This is a genomic window from Streptomyces sp. NPDC026672, assembly GCF_040638185.1.
GTDB lineage: Bacteria > Actinomycetota > Actinomycetes > Streptomycetales > Streptomycetaceae > Streptomyces.
On sequence record NZ_JBEZXS010000013.1, the window covers coordinates 161275 to 177054 of the forward strand.

General features: G+C 72.7%; 14 protein-coding genes. 6 read left to right on the plus strand and 8 right to left on the minus strand.

The window, feature by feature from the left end:
- Positions 1–35: 35 nt before the first annotated feature.
- On the minus strand, positions 36–392 hold the full coding sequence (locus AB0F77_RS17765) for an iron-sulfur cluster assembly accessory protein (RefSeq protein WP_361948732.1): 357 nt from the start codon (positions 390–392) through the stop codon (positions 36–38).
- 302 nt (positions 393–694) lie between these two features.
- Between AB0F77_RS17765 and nadA the strand changes: the two genes are divergently transcribed.
- Positions 695–1879, plus strand: coding sequence for a quinolinate synthase NadA (nadA, locus tag AB0F77_RS17770; RefSeq protein WP_361948735.1), 1185 nt, complete (start codon positions 695–697; stop codon positions 1877–1879).
- Positions 1880–1955: 76 nt separating this feature from the next.
- On the opposite strand, the gene AB0F77_RS17775 is transcribed toward nadA, so the two are convergent.
- From AB0F77_RS17775 to AB0F77_RS17785, 3 genes are all read right to left on the minus strand, one after another.
- Complete coding sequence (locus AB0F77_RS17775; RefSeq protein ID WP_361948738.1) at positions 1956–5063, minus strand: efflux RND transporter permease subunit; 3108 nt, start codon at positions 5061–5063, stop codon at positions 1956–1958.
- Positions 5064–5216: 153 nt separating this feature from the next.
- Entirely contained in the window at positions 5217–5897 is a 681-nt protein-coding gene (locus AB0F77_RS17780) for a response regulator transcription factor (RefSeq protein WP_361948741.1), read from the minus strand.
- A 90-nt stretch (positions 5898–5987) separates the two neighbouring features.
- The gene (locus AB0F77_RS17785) at positions 5988–7280 is read right to left on the minus strand and encodes a histidine kinase (RefSeq protein WP_361948744.1); all 1293 of its coding nucleotides are present in this window, start codon (positions 7278–7280) and stop codon (positions 5988–5990) included.
- Between the two features lie 281 nt (positions 7281–7561).
- Between AB0F77_RS17785 and AB0F77_RS17790 the strand changes: the two genes are divergently transcribed.
- A complete protein-coding gene (locus AB0F77_RS17790; RefSeq protein WP_361948869.1) occupies positions 7562–8902 on the plus strand; it encodes a DUF3616 domain-containing protein in 1341 nt (446 codons plus the stop codon).
- Between the two features lie 31 nt (positions 8903–8933).
- Here AB0F77_RS17790 and AB0F77_RS17795 read toward each other — a convergent pair whose 3' ends face one another.
- Both AB0F77_RS17795 and AB0F77_RS17800 read right to left on the minus strand, forming a co-directional pair.
- On the minus strand, positions 8934–9212 hold the full coding sequence (locus AB0F77_RS17795) for a hypothetical protein (RefSeq protein ID WP_361948872.1): 279 nt from the start codon (positions 9210–9212) through the stop codon (positions 8934–8936).
- Positions 9213–9241: 29 nt separating this feature from the next.
- A complete protein-coding gene (locus tag AB0F77_RS17800) occupies positions 9242–10042 on the minus strand; it encodes a PspA/IM30 family protein (protein ID WP_361948747.1) in 801 nt (266 codons plus the stop codon).
- Positions 10043–10288: 246 nt separating this feature from the next.
- On the opposite strand from AB0F77_RS17800, the gene AB0F77_RS17805 reads away from it, so the two are divergent.
- Both AB0F77_RS17805 and AB0F77_RS17810 read left to right on the plus strand, forming a co-directional pair.
- On the plus strand, positions 10289–10924 hold the full coding sequence (locus AB0F77_RS17805) for a DUF3043 domain-containing protein (protein ID WP_361948875.1): 636 nt from the start codon (positions 10289–10291) through the stop codon (positions 10922–10924).
- An 83-nt stretch (positions 10925–11007) separates the two neighbouring features.
- A complete protein-coding gene (locus tag AB0F77_RS17810) occupies positions 11008–11700 on the plus strand; it encodes a methyltransferase domain-containing protein (protein ID WP_361948750.1) in 693 nt (230 codons plus the stop codon).
- A 161-nt stretch (positions 11701–11861) separates the two neighbouring features.
- Here AB0F77_RS17810 and AB0F77_RS17815 read toward each other — a convergent pair whose 3' ends face one another.
- Positions 11862–12074 carry a hypothetical protein gene (locus AB0F77_RS17815; protein ID WP_361948753.1) on the minus strand — a complete coding sequence of 71 codons (213 nt, stop codon included), beginning with the start codon at positions 12072–12074 and terminating at the stop codon, positions 11862–11864.
- A gap of 111 nt (positions 12075–12185) precedes the next feature.
- On the opposite strand from AB0F77_RS17815, the gene AB0F77_RS17820 reads away from it, so the two are divergent.
- The gene (locus AB0F77_RS17820; protein WP_361948756.1) at positions 12186–13388 is read left to right on the plus strand and encodes a bifunctional adenosylcobinamide kinase/adenosylcobinamide-phosphate guanylyltransferase; all 1203 of its coding nucleotides are present in this window, start codon (positions 12186–12188) and stop codon (positions 13386–13388) included.
- A gap of 157 nt (positions 13389–13545) precedes the next feature.
- Here the strand turns inward: AB0F77_RS17820 and AB0F77_RS17825 are convergent, their stop codons facing one another.
- A complete protein-coding gene (locus AB0F77_RS17825; protein WP_361948759.1) occupies positions 13546–14541 on the minus strand; it encodes a class I SAM-dependent methyltransferase in 996 nt (331 codons plus the stop codon).
- A 138-nt stretch (positions 14542–14679) separates the two neighbouring features.
- On the opposite strand from AB0F77_RS17825, the gene cobT reads away from it, so the two are divergent.
- Positions 14680–15765 (plus strand): nicotinate-nucleotide--dimethylbenzimidazole phosphoribosyltransferase, encoded by a 1086-nt coding sequence (gene cobT, locus AB0F77_RS17830; protein ID WP_361948762.1) that lies wholly within the window; start codon positions 14680–14682, stop codon positions 15763–15765.
- Positions 15766–15780: the final 15 nt, after the last annotated feature.

Below are 15780 nucleotides of genomic sequence, written 5' to 3' on the forward strand. Positions count from 1 at the left end.
CGCTCCGTGCGCACACGTGGCGCCGGCGGTGGGGCTCAGCTGAAGGAGTCGCCGCAGGCGCAGGAGCCGGTCGCGTTCGGGTTGTCGATCGTGAAGCCCTGCTTCTCGATGGTGTCCACGAAGTCGACGGTGGCGCCGCCCAGGTACGGAGCGCTCATGCGGTCGGTGACGACCTTGACCCCGCCGAAGTCCTTCTCCACGTCGCCGTCGAGCGAGCGCTCGTCGAAGAAGAGCTGGTAGCGCAGGCCGGAGCAGCCGCCGGGCTGGACGGCGACGCGCAGCGCCAGGTCGTCGCGGCCTTCCTGGTCGAGCAGCGCCTTGACCTTGGACGCGGCGGCGTCGGTCAGGATGATGCCGTCGGCGACGGTGGTGGTCTCGTCCTGTACGGACATCTACATCTCTCCCGGGTTGTACGGAGACTGCTTGCCGACGAGTGCAACCGGCGGGTCCGCGGATTCATTCCGGGCCGGGCAATCGCGTTGTCGCGTTTTTCCTTACCTCCTTCATGCTCGCACACGCCCCAGGACACGAACACCGCCCTGTGGACGGGCTTTGGGGATTCACGTCACATGGACGCTATGGCCGTCGTCAAAGTGACGTGAACCGGTTATGATAGATAGCGTCATTTAGACGAGAAGTCCGCCGGTCCGGTGAATCCGGGTCGGCGAGCCGCAGAACAGAAAGGGTGCGTGTCGTGACCACCGCCCAGACCCAGGAGCTCGACGTACAGCCGACTCCCCTTGCCCTGCTGCTCCTCGGCCGGGAGGCCGACCCGAAGAGCGAGCGCGGCGTCGAGTGTCCCGGTGACCTGCCCTCGCCCTCCGACCCGGACCTCGTGGCACGCGCCCGCGCGGCCAAGGAGAAGCTCGGCGACAAGGTCTTCGTACTCGGCCACCACTACCAGCGCGACGAGGTCATCCAGTTCGCGGACGTCACGGGCGACTCCTTCAAGCTGGCCCGGGACGCGGCGGCGCGGCCGGAGGCCGAGTACATCGTGTTCTGCGGTGTGCACTTCATGGCGGAGTCGGCGGACATCCTGACCTCCGACGAGCAGAAGGTCGTCCTGCCCGACCTCGCCGCCGGGTGCTCCATGGCGGACATGGCGACGGCCGAGCAGGTCGCCGAGTGCTGGGACGTGCTGACCGAGGCGGGCGTCGCCGACCGGGTCGTACCGGTCTCGTACATGAACTCCTCCGCGGACATCAAGGCGTTCACCGGCCGGCACGGCGGCACGATCTGCACGTCGTCCAACGCCCGGCGGGCCCTGGAGTGGGCCTTCCAGCAGGGCGAGAAGGTGCTGTTCCTGCCCGACCAGCACCTCGGGCGCAACACCGCGGTCCGGGACATGGGGATGTCCCTGGAGGACTGCGTGGTCTACAACCCGCACAAGCCGGGCGGCGGCCTCACGGCGCAGCAGTTGCGGGACGCGAGGATGATCCTGTGGCGCGGGCACTGCTCGGTGCACGGGCGGTTCGGCCTGGACTCGGTGAACGAGGTGCGCGAGCGCATCCCCGGTGTGAACGTGCTGGTGCACCCGGAGTGCCGGCACGAGGTGGTGGCCGCGGCCGACCACGTCGGCTCGACGGAGCACATCATCAGGACGCTGGAGGAGGCGCCGGCCGGGTCCAAGTGGGCCGTGGGGACGGAGCTGAACCTCGTACGGCGGCTGGCGAACCGTTTCGCCCCGGAGGACAAGGAGATCGTCTTCCTGGACCGCACGGTGTGCTTCTGCTCGACGATGAACCGCATCGACCTGCCGCACCTGGTGTGGACCCTGGAGTCCCTGGCCGAGGGCAAGCTCGTCAACCGCATCTCGGTGGACCCGGAGACGGAGAAGTACGCCAAGCTGGCCCTGGAGCGGATGCTCGCCCTGCCGTAGGGCCGCGAGGCGGTGTGCAACGGAAAAGGGGCCCGGCGCCTGACGGCGACGGGCCCCTCCGGGTGTGCGGGGAGCGTTACACGCCCACCGGCTCCCTGATCTCGGGCTCACCGCTGGCGGCCGCCCGCTTGGCCTCGCGCTTCGCCGCGCGGCGCTCCTTGCGGAGCTCCAGCATCGTGTAGAGCGTCGGCACGAGCAGCAGCGTGAGCAGCGTCGACGTGATCAGACCGCCGATGACGACCACCGCGAGCGGCTGGGCGATGAAGCCGCCCTCGCCCGTGACGCCCAGCGCCATCGGGAGCAGCGCGAAGATCGTCGCCAGGGCCGTCATCAGGATGGGCCGCAGCCGGTGCCGGCCACCCTCGATCACGGCCTCCACGACGCCGTACCCCTGGTTGCGGTACTGGTTGATGAGGTCGATAAGGACGATCGCGTTCGTGACCACGATGCCGATCAGCATCAGCATGCCGATCATCGCCGGGACGCCCATCGGGGTGCCGGTGACGACCAGCAGACCGAGCGCGCCCGTCGCCGCGAACGGGATGGACACCAGCAGGATCAGCGGCTGGATCAGCGAGCGGAACGTGGCGACCAGCAGCATGAACACGATCGCGACGGCGGCCAGCATGGCGAGGCCCAGGTTCTTGAACGCGTCGTCCTGGTCGGAGGTGACACCGCCGATCTCGGCCGTGGTGCCCGCCGGGAGCTTCAGCGCCTTGATCTCGGCCTGGAGCTTGGTGCTGACCGCGCCGGTGTTGTCACCGGTCGGCTTGGCGGTGATGGTCGCGGCGCGCTGACCGTCGATCCGGGTCATCGACACCGGCCCGTCGACCAGCTTCACGGTGGCGATGTCGCTGAGCCTGGCCGGGCCCACCTTGACGTTCCGCAGCTCGGCGAGGGTGGTCGCGGGCCTGGCGGAGCGCACCACGATGTCGCGCTCGGTGCCGTCCAGGACGACCTTGCCCGAGGTGGTGCCCCGCACCGCCTGGGCCACGGCTCCGCCCAGCGTCTGGTCGTCGAGGCCCGCCGCGGCGGCCTTGGCGTTGGCCTTGACCGAGATCCGCGGCACGCTGCGCGCCAGGTCGCTGGTGACGTCGGTGACGTCGTCGAGCCCGGCCACGGCCTTGCGCACCTGCTCGGCGCCCTTGCGCAGGGCGTCCGCGTCGGACGCCTTCACGACGACGCTGAGGTCCTGGTTGCCGAAGCCGCCGCCGGAGGAGATGGTGGTGGTGCCGACGCCCTTGAGGTCGGCGAGCCCGTCCTCCAGGTGCTTCTGCACGTCTTCGTAGGCCGACGCGTCCTTCAGCATGACCTGGTAGGTCGCCTGGTTGGTGCCGGTGCCGCCGCCGAAGGCCGCGAGGTAGCCGGAGCCACCGACGGTGACCTGGTAGTCCTTGACGCCGTCGATCGAGGCGATCAGCTTCTCGACGCGGCGGGCCTGCTCGTCGGTGGCGGCGAGGCTGGTGCCGGGCTTCAGCTCCTGCTTGACGCTGAGGACCTCCTGGTCGCCCTGGTCGAAGAAGTTCGTCTTGAGCAGTCCGCTCATGCCGAAGGTGAGGATCAGGACGACGACCGCGATGAGCACGCTGGTGAGGCGGCGGCGGGTCGCGAAGCGCAGGACGGGGACGTAGACGCGCTGGAGACGGCTGCGCTCCTCCTTCTCCTCGGCCTGGCGGCGGGCCTCGTCGGCGTCCTCGGGGGTGCCCTTCGGGGCGCGCAGGAACCAGTACGACAGGACCGGCACGACCGTCAGCGAAACGAGCAGCGAGGCCAGCAGGGCGGCCGTCACCGTGAGGCTGAACGAGCCGAACAGCGCGCCCACCATGCCGCCGACCAGGCCGATCGGCAGGAAGACGGCGACCGTGGTGAGGGTGGAGGAGGTGACCGCGCCGGCGACCTCGCGGACGGCGGTGATGATCGCGGACTGGCGCTCCTCGCCGTAGCCGAGGTGGCGCTTGATGTTCTCCAGGACCACGATCGAGTCGTCGACGACACGGCCGATGGCGATGGTCAGCGCGCCCAGCGTCAGCATGTTCAGGGACAGGCCGCGCGTCCACAGGACGATCAGGGCGAGGACCACGGACAGCGGGATGGACACCGCGGTCACCAGCGTCGAACGGATCGACGCGAGGAAGACCAGGATGATCAGGATCGCGAAGAGCAGGCCGAGCGCGCCCTCGGTGGTGAGGCCGTCGATGGACTTGGAGACGGCCGGGCCCTGGTCGCTGACGACGGTGAGCGTCGCGCCGGAGCCCAGGTCCTCGCGCAGGCCGGGCAGCTTGTCCTTGACCGCGTCGGAGATGGAGACGGCGCTGCCGTCACGGTCCATGGTGACGTTGACGGAGAGGCTGGGCCGCCCGTCGGTGCGGGTGATGGAGGTGGCCGGGGCGGGCTGCTGGCGCACGGTGGCGATGTCGCCGAGGCGCGCCGGCTTGCCGCCCTGCGCGCCGGTGACCCGCAGGTCCTCGATCTGCTGCACCGAGGTGAAGCCGCCGCCGACCTGGACGGTGCGGTTGGCGCCGTCCTCGTCGAAGGAGCCGGCCGGGACGGTCGCGCCGCCCGCCTGGAGTGCCTTGCCGAGGTCCGCGGAGGTGAGGCCCGCGCTCGCCAGTTTCCCGTCGTCGGGGGTGACGGCGACCTGGAGCTCACGCACGCCCCCGACCTGGACGCGGCCGACGCCTTCGATGTTCTTGAGGGCGGGGACGACCGTCGTGTCGAGCTGGTCGGCGAGGGCCTGCTGGTCCTTGTCCGAGGTGACCGCGAGGACGACGGCGGGCAGGTCGTCGGTGGAGCCGGAGACGACCGACGGCTCCACGTCGTCGGGCAGCGACGGGCGGGCCCTGTTGACCGCCTGCTGGACGTCGGTGACGATCCGCTTGGTGTCGTTGCCGTAGTCGAAGGACACCATGATCACGGCGGTGCCTTCGGAGGCGGTGGAGGTCACGCCGGTGACCCCGTCGACACCCTGGATGTTGCTCTCCAGGGGTTCGACGACCTGCTTCTCGACGACGTCGGGCGAGGCACCCTGGAAGGGGGCGACCACCGAGACGATCGGCAGGTCGATGGTCGGCAGCAACTGCTGCTTGATCTGGGGTATCGCGATCGCCCCGAAGACCAGCACGATGAGGGACATCAGCCCGATCAGGGCCCGTTGCGCGAGGCTGAATCTCGACAGCCAGGACATGGGTCAGCGTCTCTCTTCTGTGAGCGGCGGCAGAACGGGCACGGATGAGCACCCACCCCAACACCATGGGCCATGCGGGGCCGCGGAATCGTAGGCCCCAGGTCCATTTCCGACCGGGGGGCCTACTCCGGCCGCAGTATGCCGAGGTGGAGGTCAGTCCATCCTCGGGCGTACCAGTCCCGACTCGTACGCGATGACCACCAGCTGGGCGCGGTCGCGGGCGCCGAGCTTGGCCATGGCCCGGTTGACGTGCGTCTTCACGGTGAGCGGGCTGACTTCGAGGCGTTCGGCGATCTCGTCGTTGGAGTGGCCGCCCGCGACCTGGACCAGGACCTCGCGCTCACGGACGGTGAGCGCGTCGAGGCGTTCGGAGCCGACCGGTCCCGGGCCGTCGAACCCGTCGCCCTGGGCGAGGAAGCGGGCGATGAGGCCCTTGGTGGCGGCCGGGGAGAGCAGGGCCTCGCCGCCGGCGGCGACCCGGATGGCGCTGAGGAGTTCCTCGGGCTCGGAGCCCTTGCCGAGGAAGCCGGAGGCGCCCGCGCGCAGCGCCTGCACCACGTAGTCGTCGACCTCGAAGGTGGTGAGGATGACGACGCGGACGTGGGCGAGGGAGGGGTCGGCGCCGATCATGCGGGTGGCGGCGAGACCGTCGGTGCCGGGCATGCGGATGTCCATGAGGACGACGTCGGCGCGGTGCTCCTTGGCCAGTCGCAGCGCCTCGGCGCCGTCGGACGCCTCGCCGACGACCTCCATGTCGGGCTCCGAGTCGACGAGCACGCGGAAGGCGCTGCGCAGCAGGGCCTGGTCGTCGGCGAGCAGGACACGGATGGTCATGCGGTCTCCCCGGGGGCGGTGGTGCGGACGGTCGTGCGGGCTCCTCGGCCGGGGCGGCGCGCGCGACGGCGCGTCACCCGGGCTCCCCCGTCACGCCGGTTCTCCGCTCGTGGCGGTGCGGGTCTTGACGGGCAGGATCGCATGGACGCGGAAGCCGCCCCCGTACCGGGGACCGGTGGTGAGGGTGCCGCCCAGGGCGGTGACGCGTTCGCGCATGCCGAGCAGCCCGTGTCCGCCGCCCGCCGCCGGGGCGCCGTCCGCGTCGTACGGGCCGGCCGCGCCGTGGGGGCGGTACGCCGCGTCGCCTCCGGCCGCCGCCGCGCCCTTGTCCCCGCCGGGGCCGTCGTCGAGCACGGTGACCTCGACGTTCGCTCCGACGCGTACGACGCTGACCTCGGCGGTGGCGTCCGGCCCCGCGTGCTTCTGCACATTGGTCAGGGCCTCCTGGATGATCCGGTAGGCGGCCAGGTCGACGGCGGCGGGCAGGGTGGTGTCCTGGTCGGCGCGTGCGACCTCGACGTGGTAGCCGGCGCTGCGGAAGGTGCCGGCGAGTTCTTCGAGGCGGTTGAGGCCGGGCGCGGGTTCGGTGGGGGCCTCGGGGTCACCGGACTGGCGCAGCAGGCCGACGGTGGCGCGCAGTTCGTTGAGGGCGGAGCGGCTGGCCTCGCGGACGTGGGCGAGGGCCTCCTTGGCCTGGTCGGGGCGCTTGTCCATGACGTGGGCCGCGACCCCGGCCTGGACGTTGACCAGCGCGATGTGGTGGGCGACGACGTCGTGCAGGTCGCGGGCGATGCGCAGGCGTTCCTCGGCGACGCGGCGGCGGGCCTCCTCCTCGCGGGTGCGTTCGGCGCGTTCGGCGCGTTCCCGGATGGCCCGTACGACGGCGCGGCGGCTGCGGACGGCGTCCCCCGCGGTGGCGCCGATGCCGGTCCAGGCGGCGATCGCGAGGTTCTCCTGCGCGTACCAGGGCAGGGGCCCGGCGAGCATGGCGGCGGCGGTGAGCACGACCATGGTGATCAGGGTGACGCGCCAGGTGGTGGAGCGGTCGGTGGTGGCGGCGACCGTGTAGAGGGCGATGACGGCGGACATCGCGACGGGGGCGCGGGGGTCGCCGGTGACGCTCTCGACGAGGGCGACACCGCCGGTGACGGCGAGCACCGTGCGCGGGAACCGGCGCCGGAGCACGAGGGCGGCGGCGCCGAGGGTCATCAGGACGAGGCTGAGCGGGTCGGGCGTGCGGACGCCCCAGGTGACGCCGTTCTCGCCGCGGGGCACGACGAAGGAGCCGACGACCATGCACACCAGGACGGCGGCCGCGATGCCCGCGTCCAGGGCGAGGGGGTGGGCCTTCACACCGCAGCGGGCGCGTTCCAGAGTGCTCACGTCCTGCACAGTACGGCGCCGGGCGGGTGGCGGTCAGCCGTGTGCGGGGGTGCCCGGCCGGACCGCCCTGGCCTGGGCGCCCGTCACCGGGCGCGGCCGGACGGGCGTCAGGTGTCGGACGCTGTTCGCGATCATGACGTGTACAGGTCGCCTCTTGTTGGCCCGGTGTGCTCAGCCTTCTCGACGGCGTCCGCGCCACCCCGGCCGGCCGCTCCCGTCGACGAAAGGCAGCCACCGTGCGCCCTCATTCCTCGCCCTCCCGCCGGGTGCTCTGGCCGGCCGTGGCGGTCGCGCTGGCAACGGCAACGGGCCTGGTCTCCCCCGCGCAGGCAGCGACGCCCGGCACCCCGACCATCAAGCTGTCGGCCGCCTATCTGTCGGGCGCCGTGGGCAGCACCGGTGACCCCACGGTCACGGTGACCGTCGCGCAGAGCGGAGCGGACGTCTCGGCGCTGACCGTCACGGCCACCAAGAGCAGCAAGACGTCGGTCGCGGCCACCACCGACGTCCAGGTCACCGGCACCGGCGCCGCCCGCACCCTGGCGGTCACCGCGCACACCCGGGGCTACACCGACCTCACCCTCAAGGTGACCGGCGCCGGCGGCAAGACCGCGACGACGACCCTGCACTACGCCGCCTCGCCCGCCGTGCAGCGCTCGGCCGACGCCCGCTACCTCACCGGCGCCTCGGACGCCTCCGCCGCGGTCGACGTCGGCGGCGGTTACGTCGTCGTCGCCAACGACGAGGACAACACCCTGCGCCTCTACGACGGCTCCGCCTCCGGCGCCCCGGTGAAGACCTGGGACCTGGACGGCAAGCTGGACGCCGACAAGGAGGTCGACATCGAGGGCGCGGCCCGCGTCGGCGACACGATCTACTGGACGGGTTCGCTCGGCAACAACAAGGACGGCGAGTACAAGGCCGACCGCAACACCGTCTTCACCACCAAGGTGTCCGGCTCGGGCGCGTCCACCGCGCTGACCTTCGGCACCGCAGGACACCGGCTGCGCGACGACCTGGTCGCCTGGGACAAGGCCAACGGCAACCGCTACGGCTTCGCGGCCGGCACCGCCGACGGCGAGGTGCCCAAGCAGATCGACGGCTTCAACGTGGAGGGCCTGGAGTTCGCGCCGGGCAGCACCACCACCGCGTACGTCGGCTTCCGGGCGCCGCTGGTCCCGCCGAAGGCGGGCGGCAAGGCGCTGATCGTGCCGGTCACCAACTACGACAAGGTCGCGCAGGACACCAAGGCCACCTTCGGTACGCCCGTCGAGCTGGACCTCGGCGGACTGTCGATCCGGGACCTGCGCCGGAACGACCAGGGGCAGTTCCTGATCCTCGCCGGTTCCTGGGCGGCGGACGACAACAGCGACCCGTACGCCGTCTACTCCTGGGACGGGACGGCCGGCCACCAGCCGGTGAAGGTGCTGGACCTGCCGACCTCGGACGCGGGCGGCTGGGAGTCCATCGTGTCCGTGCCCTCGGGCGGTACGTCGGGCGCGCGCGTGCAGCTGATCACCGACGACGGTGACGCCGACCTGTACGGCGACGGCGTCCAGGCGAAGGACCTCTCCCACCCGGAGTGGCAGAAGTCGCGCAGCACCTGGTTCACCCTGGGCTGACGCCGTCACCGCTCCCGGGCCGGCCGTGCGGTCAGCCCGGGATCAGTCCGTCGTCGCCGAGCAGGGAACGCACCTCGTCCAGTGTCGCGTCCGGCGACGGCAGGATGAGGTCCGACGGTTCGAGGGCGTCGTCCGGCAGGGGCTCGCCCAGGTCGCGGACCTTGGTCAGCAGGGCCTGGAGGGTGCGACGGAAGCCGGGTCCGTCGCCGTTCTCCATCTCGGCCAGGAGTTCGTCGTCGAGTGCGTCGAGCGCAGCGAGGTGGCCGGCGGCCAGCCTCAGCTGTCCCTCCCCCATGATCCGTACGACCATGTCGGCCATCTCGCCCTCCAGGCGGTCGGCTACTGCTTGTCGAAGCGGGGGGTGTCCTGCGGCTGCTGCTGCGGGGACTGCTGCTCGCCGGAGCCGCCCTCGATGGCCTGCTGCTGACCGGAGGTGCCCCCGGCCAGCTCCGCCTTCATGCGCTGGAGCTCCAGCTCCACGTCCGTGCCGCCGGAGAGGCGGTCCAGCTCGGCCTGGATGTCGTCCTTGGCCATGCCCGAGGGGTCGTCGAGGGCGCCGGAGGCGAGCAGTTCGTCGATCGCGCCGGCCCTCGCCTGGAGCTGGGCGGTCTTGTCCTCGGCGCGCTGGATGGCCAGGCCGACGTCGCCCATCTCCTCGGAGATGCCGGAGAACGCCTCGCCGATGCGCGTCTGGGCCTGGGCGGCGGTGTACGTCGCCTTGATCGTCTCCTTCTTCGTACGGAAGGCGTCGACCTTGGCCTGGAGTCGCTGTGCCGCCAGGGTGAGCTTCTCCTCCTCGCCCTGGAGGGTCGAGTGCTGCGTCTCCAGGTCCGTCACCTGCTGCTGGAGGGCGGCGCGGCGGGACAGCGCCTCTCGGGCCAGATCCTCACGGCCCAGAGCGAGCGCCTTGCGGCCCTGGTCCTCCAGCTTGGAGGACTGCTGCTGGAGCTGGTTCAGCTGGAGTTCGAGGCGCTTGCGGGAGGTGGCCACGTCGGCGACGCCGCGGCGGACCTTCTGGAGCAGCTCCAGTTGCTTCTGGTACGAGTAGTCGAGGGTCTCGCGCGGGTCCTCGGCCCGGTCAAGGGCCTTGTTCGCCTTCGCGCGGAAGATCATCCCCATACGCTTCATGACACCGCTCATGGGCTTCGCGCGCCCCCTTCTGACGGACTCCGGCTCACCGATCTGCGACAGAACCCACAGTACGGGCCCTGCCTCCATTACCGCACTGTTCGGGGACGGATGCGCTCATCCCCAAGGACGACTGCGTACGTTCCCGCTCCGGCGTGAGGAGTAGGTGCCTCCCGGGGTACCGGCGGGCGAACCGTCTGCAACGTCCCCTCTGTCCCCCTACAGACGAGCGGTGTTGCCGGATCGTTCCCCGCCTGGCTGGGGTCGAACCCCGGCCACCCCGTACCCTTGGGTTTTGTGTTCCGTAGCCGTGCCAAGGAAGAGAAGGCCCCCGCCTCGAAGGCGGCGGTGACCGACTCCAAGCAGACCCGTGACCCGCAGGCCCCCAAGGGCCGCCCCACGCCCAAGCGCAGTGAGGCCCAGTCCCAGCGCCGCAGCGTGGCCAACACGTCGGTGACGCGCAAGGACGCCGCCCGGCGCCAGCGCGACGAGCGGCGTGCCCAGATGGAGCGCCAGCGCCAGGCGCTGGCGGGTGGGGACGAGCGCCATCTGCCGGCCCGGGACAAGGGACCGGTCCGCAAGTTCGCGCGCACCTGGATCGACTCCCGCTTCAACGTCGCGGAGTTCTTCCTGCCGCTCGCCGTGGTGATCCTGGTGCTCAGCGTGGTGCCGGCGCCGGGCGTGCAGAGCATCGCGCTGCTGCTGTGGCTCATCGTGATCGTGCTCATCGTGCTGGACTCGGTCGTCACCGGCGTCCGGCTGCGCAAGCGGCTCACCGAGCGGTTCCCCGACGAGAACCGCCGTGGCGCCGTGGCGTACGCCCTGATGCGCTCCCTCCAGATGCGTCGGCTCCGGCTGCCGAAGCCGCAGGTCAAGCGCGGAGAGCGGCCCTGAGCGCAGCGTGCTTCCCCGAGGACGCCGCGCGGGTTCCGTCGGCCGGGCAGGACGCGCTGCGTGATGTCGTCCGGCGGGAGCTGGTGCCCCGGCAGCTCGACGAGCAGATAGCCGGGCGCTTCCCGGTCGGGCGGCGGCTGCGGGTGCTCGACGTGGGGATGGGCCGGGGGGCGCAGGCGCTGCGGCTGGCCCGCGCGGGACACGAGGTGACCGGCGTCGAGCAGGACCCGGGGGTGATCGCGGCCGCGCGGAAGACGCTGGCCTGCGAGCCGGAGGGCATCCGCGAGCGGGTGCGGATCGTGCAGGGGGACGGGCGGGACACGGGTGTCCATTTCCTGCCGGGGAGTTTCGACCTCGTGCTGTGCCACGGGGTGCTGATGTACGTCGAGGAGCCCGATCCGCTGCTGGCGGGGCTCGCGCGGATGCTCGCGCCCGGGGGGCTGCTGTCGCTGCTGGTGCGCAACGGGGACGCGCTCGCGATGCGGCCGGGGCTGTCCGGGGACTGGGACGGGGCGCTGGCCGCGTTCGACACGGACGTGTACCGCGGCGGGTCCGGGGCCGAGGTCCGGGCGGACCGGCTGGCGGCGGTGACGGCGACGCTGGCCGGGATCGGGGCGCCGCTGCACGCGTGGTACGGGGTGCGGGTGTTCACCGACCTCATGGACGTCGTTCCCGCGGAGCTCGGCCCGGTGATCGAGGCGGAGGAACGCGCCGGCCGCACGGACCCCTACCGGGGGGTGGCGGCGCTGCTGCACATCTGCGGGGTACGAGGCTGACCTGACGCTGCGCGTCGGCCGAGGGCCGCTCGGCACCGCCGAATGGGTGGTGAGTGGCTGGGCGCCGTCGCGGCGGGTTCGTGGTTTGCCGGGGTGACGAGTGGCCGGGGTGGCATGTGGCCGGGGTGGGGGCGGCCTGTTGGGCCGCCCCTCCGGGGGGGTCAGGACGCTTCGGCGTGCAGGCTCATCGGGCCGTAGATCTCCGTGGTGTCCTCGAAGAGTCGTACCTGGTCGGCGCCGCCTGCCGTGAGGTCCTTCCAGTGCTCCCCGAGCCAGGACTCGGCGTCCCCCTGCGTGGTGAACTCCTCGGGCTGCACCGCCGGCTGGACCTCCGTCCCGTCGGCCTTCTCGAACCGCCACGTCCACGCCGCCATGTACGCCTCCCTGGTGTCAGCACGTGCAGAGCCGAGACGGACCTTGATCCGGCTCCTGCCCGCAGCCTAGTCGGATGCGCAAGACCTGCGGCGACAGGTGAAAATCGGTGCGTGGAACTGACACTCCTCGGCACCGGTGCCCCCGCGGGCCTGCCCCGCCCCGACTGCCCCTGCGCGGCCTGCGCGACCGCGCTCGGGCCCGACGCGCGCGCGGCGACCGCGCTGCTCGTGGACGGGGCGCTGCTGCTGGACCTCACGCCGGGCGCGGCGTTCGCGGCGGCGCGGTCGGGCCGTTCCCTGGGCGGGGTGCGGCAGGTGCTGCTGTCCCACCCGCACGACGGCCCCGCGGTGGAGGTCCCGGCCGGGCTGCCACAACCCGTACGGGTGCCGGACGGACGGGAGTTGACGCTGCTGACGGGCCACCGGGTGCGGGCGGTGGCGATGGACGCGGGCGGCACCGGGTACGCGGTGACCGGTCCCGGCGGGCAGCGGCTGCTGTATCTGCCGCCGGGCGGGGCGCCTGCCGGTCTGGAGGAGGGGTCCGCGGAGACGTACGACATGGTGCTCGCCGACGTCGTGGGCCGGCCGGACGCGGTGGCCAGGCTGCGCGCGGTGGGCGCGGTCGGGCCGACCACGGACGTCGTCGCGGTGCACCTCGACCACGACGTGCCGCCCGGCGCGGAGCTGCGGCGGCGGCTGGCGGCGGCCGGTGCGCGGGCGGTGAGGGACGGGACGACGCTGGCGGTGGGGGCGTACGAGGAGGTGCCGGACGTGCCGCGGCGGACACTGGTGCTGGGCGGCGCCCGCTCGGGCAAGTCGGTGGAGGCCGAGCGCCGCCTCGAATCCTTCCCGGACGTGCTGTACGTGGCGACGGGCGGCGCGCGCAACGGGGACACGGAGTGGGCGGCGCGGGTGGCGGCGCACCGGGAGCGGCGGCCGGGTTCCTGGCGTACGGAGGAGACCTGCGACCTGGTGCCGCTGCTGGCGCAGGACGGGCCGCCGCTGCTGATCGACTGTCTGTCGCTGTGGCTGACGGACGCGATGGACGCGGTCGGGGCGTGGGACGACGCCGAGTGGTCCACGGGCGGGGAGCGGGCGCTGCGGGCGCGGGTGCGGGAGCTGACGGCGGCGGTGCGCGCGACCCGGCGGACCGTGGTCGCCGTGTCGAACGAGGTGGGGTCGGGGATCGTGCCCGCGACGGCGTCCGGCCGCCGCTACCGCGACGAACTGGGCCGTCTGAACGCGGCGTTCGCCGACGAGTGCGAACACGTCCTCCTGCTGATCGCCGGCCAGGCCCTCCCCCTGCGCGCCTGACCACCACCCGACCGTAAGCACGCCCCGCAGAGGAGCGCCCCGCACAGGAGCGCCCCGAAGGGGCGCGGGGCTGTCATCGATATGCGGCTCCGCCGCGCGGGCGCGACCAGCCACGACAAGCCCGCGGACGACGGACGACACCCAGCGGCACCCCCCGTCACGCCGCCCCCAGCGGAGCGCCCACCCGGGCGATCAGGCGGTACGTGTTGGCGAAGCGGGTGCGGCTGAGGAGGGGGGCCAGCGCGTGGTCGAGGGCCGTCGCGGCCGCGATCAGGGGGGTGGCCGCCCGCAGCAGAGGTCGGGGCAGGGTGTGGGTGAGGGCCAGGGAGAGCGCGGCGGCCAGGTCGTAGGGGGTGTGGGCGGCGCGGCGGTCGGTGGCGACGATCGTGCAGCCCCGGGTCTCCAGTTCCGCGCGGAGGTTGGCCAGCGGCATCAGGTGCAGATGGCGTGGCTGGCCGTGCGGGAGCCACCACTTGCCGAGCAGGGCGCCGAACGCGCTGTGCGGGTCGGGGAGTTCGACGACGAGGTGGCCGCCGGGGCGCAGGACGGCGAGGGCGGCGTGGATCTCCTCGCGCGGGTCCGGGGTGTGTTCGAGGTGGTGGAACATGCTGACGACGTCGTAGCGGGCGCGCAGCCGGGCCGTCAGCCGGGGATCGGTCAGCCGGCCCACGTACGCCTCCTCGATCCGCCCGGCCGCGCGCGCCTTGGTCACGCGCGGGGTGGGGTCGACGCCGTCGAAGGAGGTGTACGGGAACAGTTCGCGCGCCGCCTCCGGGAAGCGCCCGTGCCCGGTGCCGACGTCGAGCCAGCTCTCCGGCTCGGGGAAGCCGGGTGAGCGGAGCACCGCGCGGGCGGCGCCCCGGTGGCGGCGGGCGGAGCGGATGCGCTCGGCGAGGGGTTCGAGGTGCTCGTCGTAGAAGTCCCGGTGGTGGAAGGCGAGGCCCTCCGGGGTGAGGCGGGGGTTCTGGAAGGCGTGGGCGCAGTCGCGGCACTCGTCGACGACGAAGGTGCCGGGGGCGCGGTAGCGCAGGTCGGGGGTGCGCAGCCGGGTGCGCAGGCGTCGGGAGCCGCACCAGGGACAGTCCTCGCGGCGCGGTTCGTGGAAGGGGGCGGTGGTCCGCCGGGCGGGTGGCGTGGACGGCTCCGGCGGCATGGACGGCTCCCGATCTCGTACGACAATCCACTGCAAAACGGAACGTATGGGATCGCGATCTTGGCTGCAAAGAGGCCGTACGGGTGTGGTGCGGATGTGCCGGGAAAGCGTTCGTGCGCTGCCGGTACTGTTCGGCGAATGAGCTCGCTTAATCTCGACGACTTCTCCGATCTGATCGAGCGCCCCGACGGGGGCGTGCGCCGTGACGCCGAGGCGCGGCGGGAACGTCAGGTCGTGCCGCCCGGGTCCCTGGGCCGGCTCGACGACCTGGGTGAGTGGCTGGCGGCGGCACAGGGCGCGGTTCCGGTTCGGCCCGTGGAGCGGCCGCGGGTGGTGCTGTTCGCCGGGGACCACGGGATCGCCGAGCTGGACGTGTCCGCGCGGCCCGCGGGCGGTGCCGAGCAGCTGGTGCGGGCGGTGCTGGAGGGCGGCAGCCCGGTGGCGGTGCTCGCACGGCGGCTCGGGGTGCCGGTGCGGGTGGTGGACATGGCGCTGGACTGCGCGCCTGACGCCTTTCCCGAGGAGGTCGTACGGCACCGGGTGCGGCGGGGCAGCGGGCGGATCGACGTGGAGGACGCGCTGACCCCGGAGGAGGCCGAGGCGGCCTTCCGGGCGGGGGTCGCGGTGGCCGACGAGGAGGCCGACTCCGGTACGGACCTGGTGGTGCTCGGCGATGTGAGCGTGGGCGGGACGACGGCGGCGGCCGTGCTGGTCGCGGCGCTGTGCGGGACCGACGCGTCGGTGGTGACCGGGCGCGGCGGCCGGCCGATCGACGACCTGGCGTGGATGCGCAAGTGCGCGGCGATCCGGGACGCGCTGCGGCGGGCGCGGCCGGTGCTCGGGGACCAGTTGCAGCTGCTCGCGACGGTGGGTGGGGCGGACCTCGCGGCCATGACCGGGTTCCTGTTGCAGTGCGCGGTGCGGAAGCTGCCGGTGATCCTGGACGGGGTGGTGAGCGCGGCGTGCGCCCTGGTGGGCCAGCGGGTGGCGTTCCGGGCGCCGGACTGGTGGCTGGCGGGGCACGACAGCGGGGAGCCGGGGCAGGCGAAGGCGCTGGACCGGATGGCGCTGGAGCCGCTGCTCGACCAGGGTGTGAAGGTGGGCGAGGGCGCGGGCGCGCTGCTGGCGCTGCCGCTGGTGCAGGCGGCGGCATCGTTGTCGGCGGAACTGCCGGAGGTGCCGGAGACACCGGAGGTGCCGGCGGCGCCGGAGAAGTCCGACTGACCTGGTCCAAGGGGC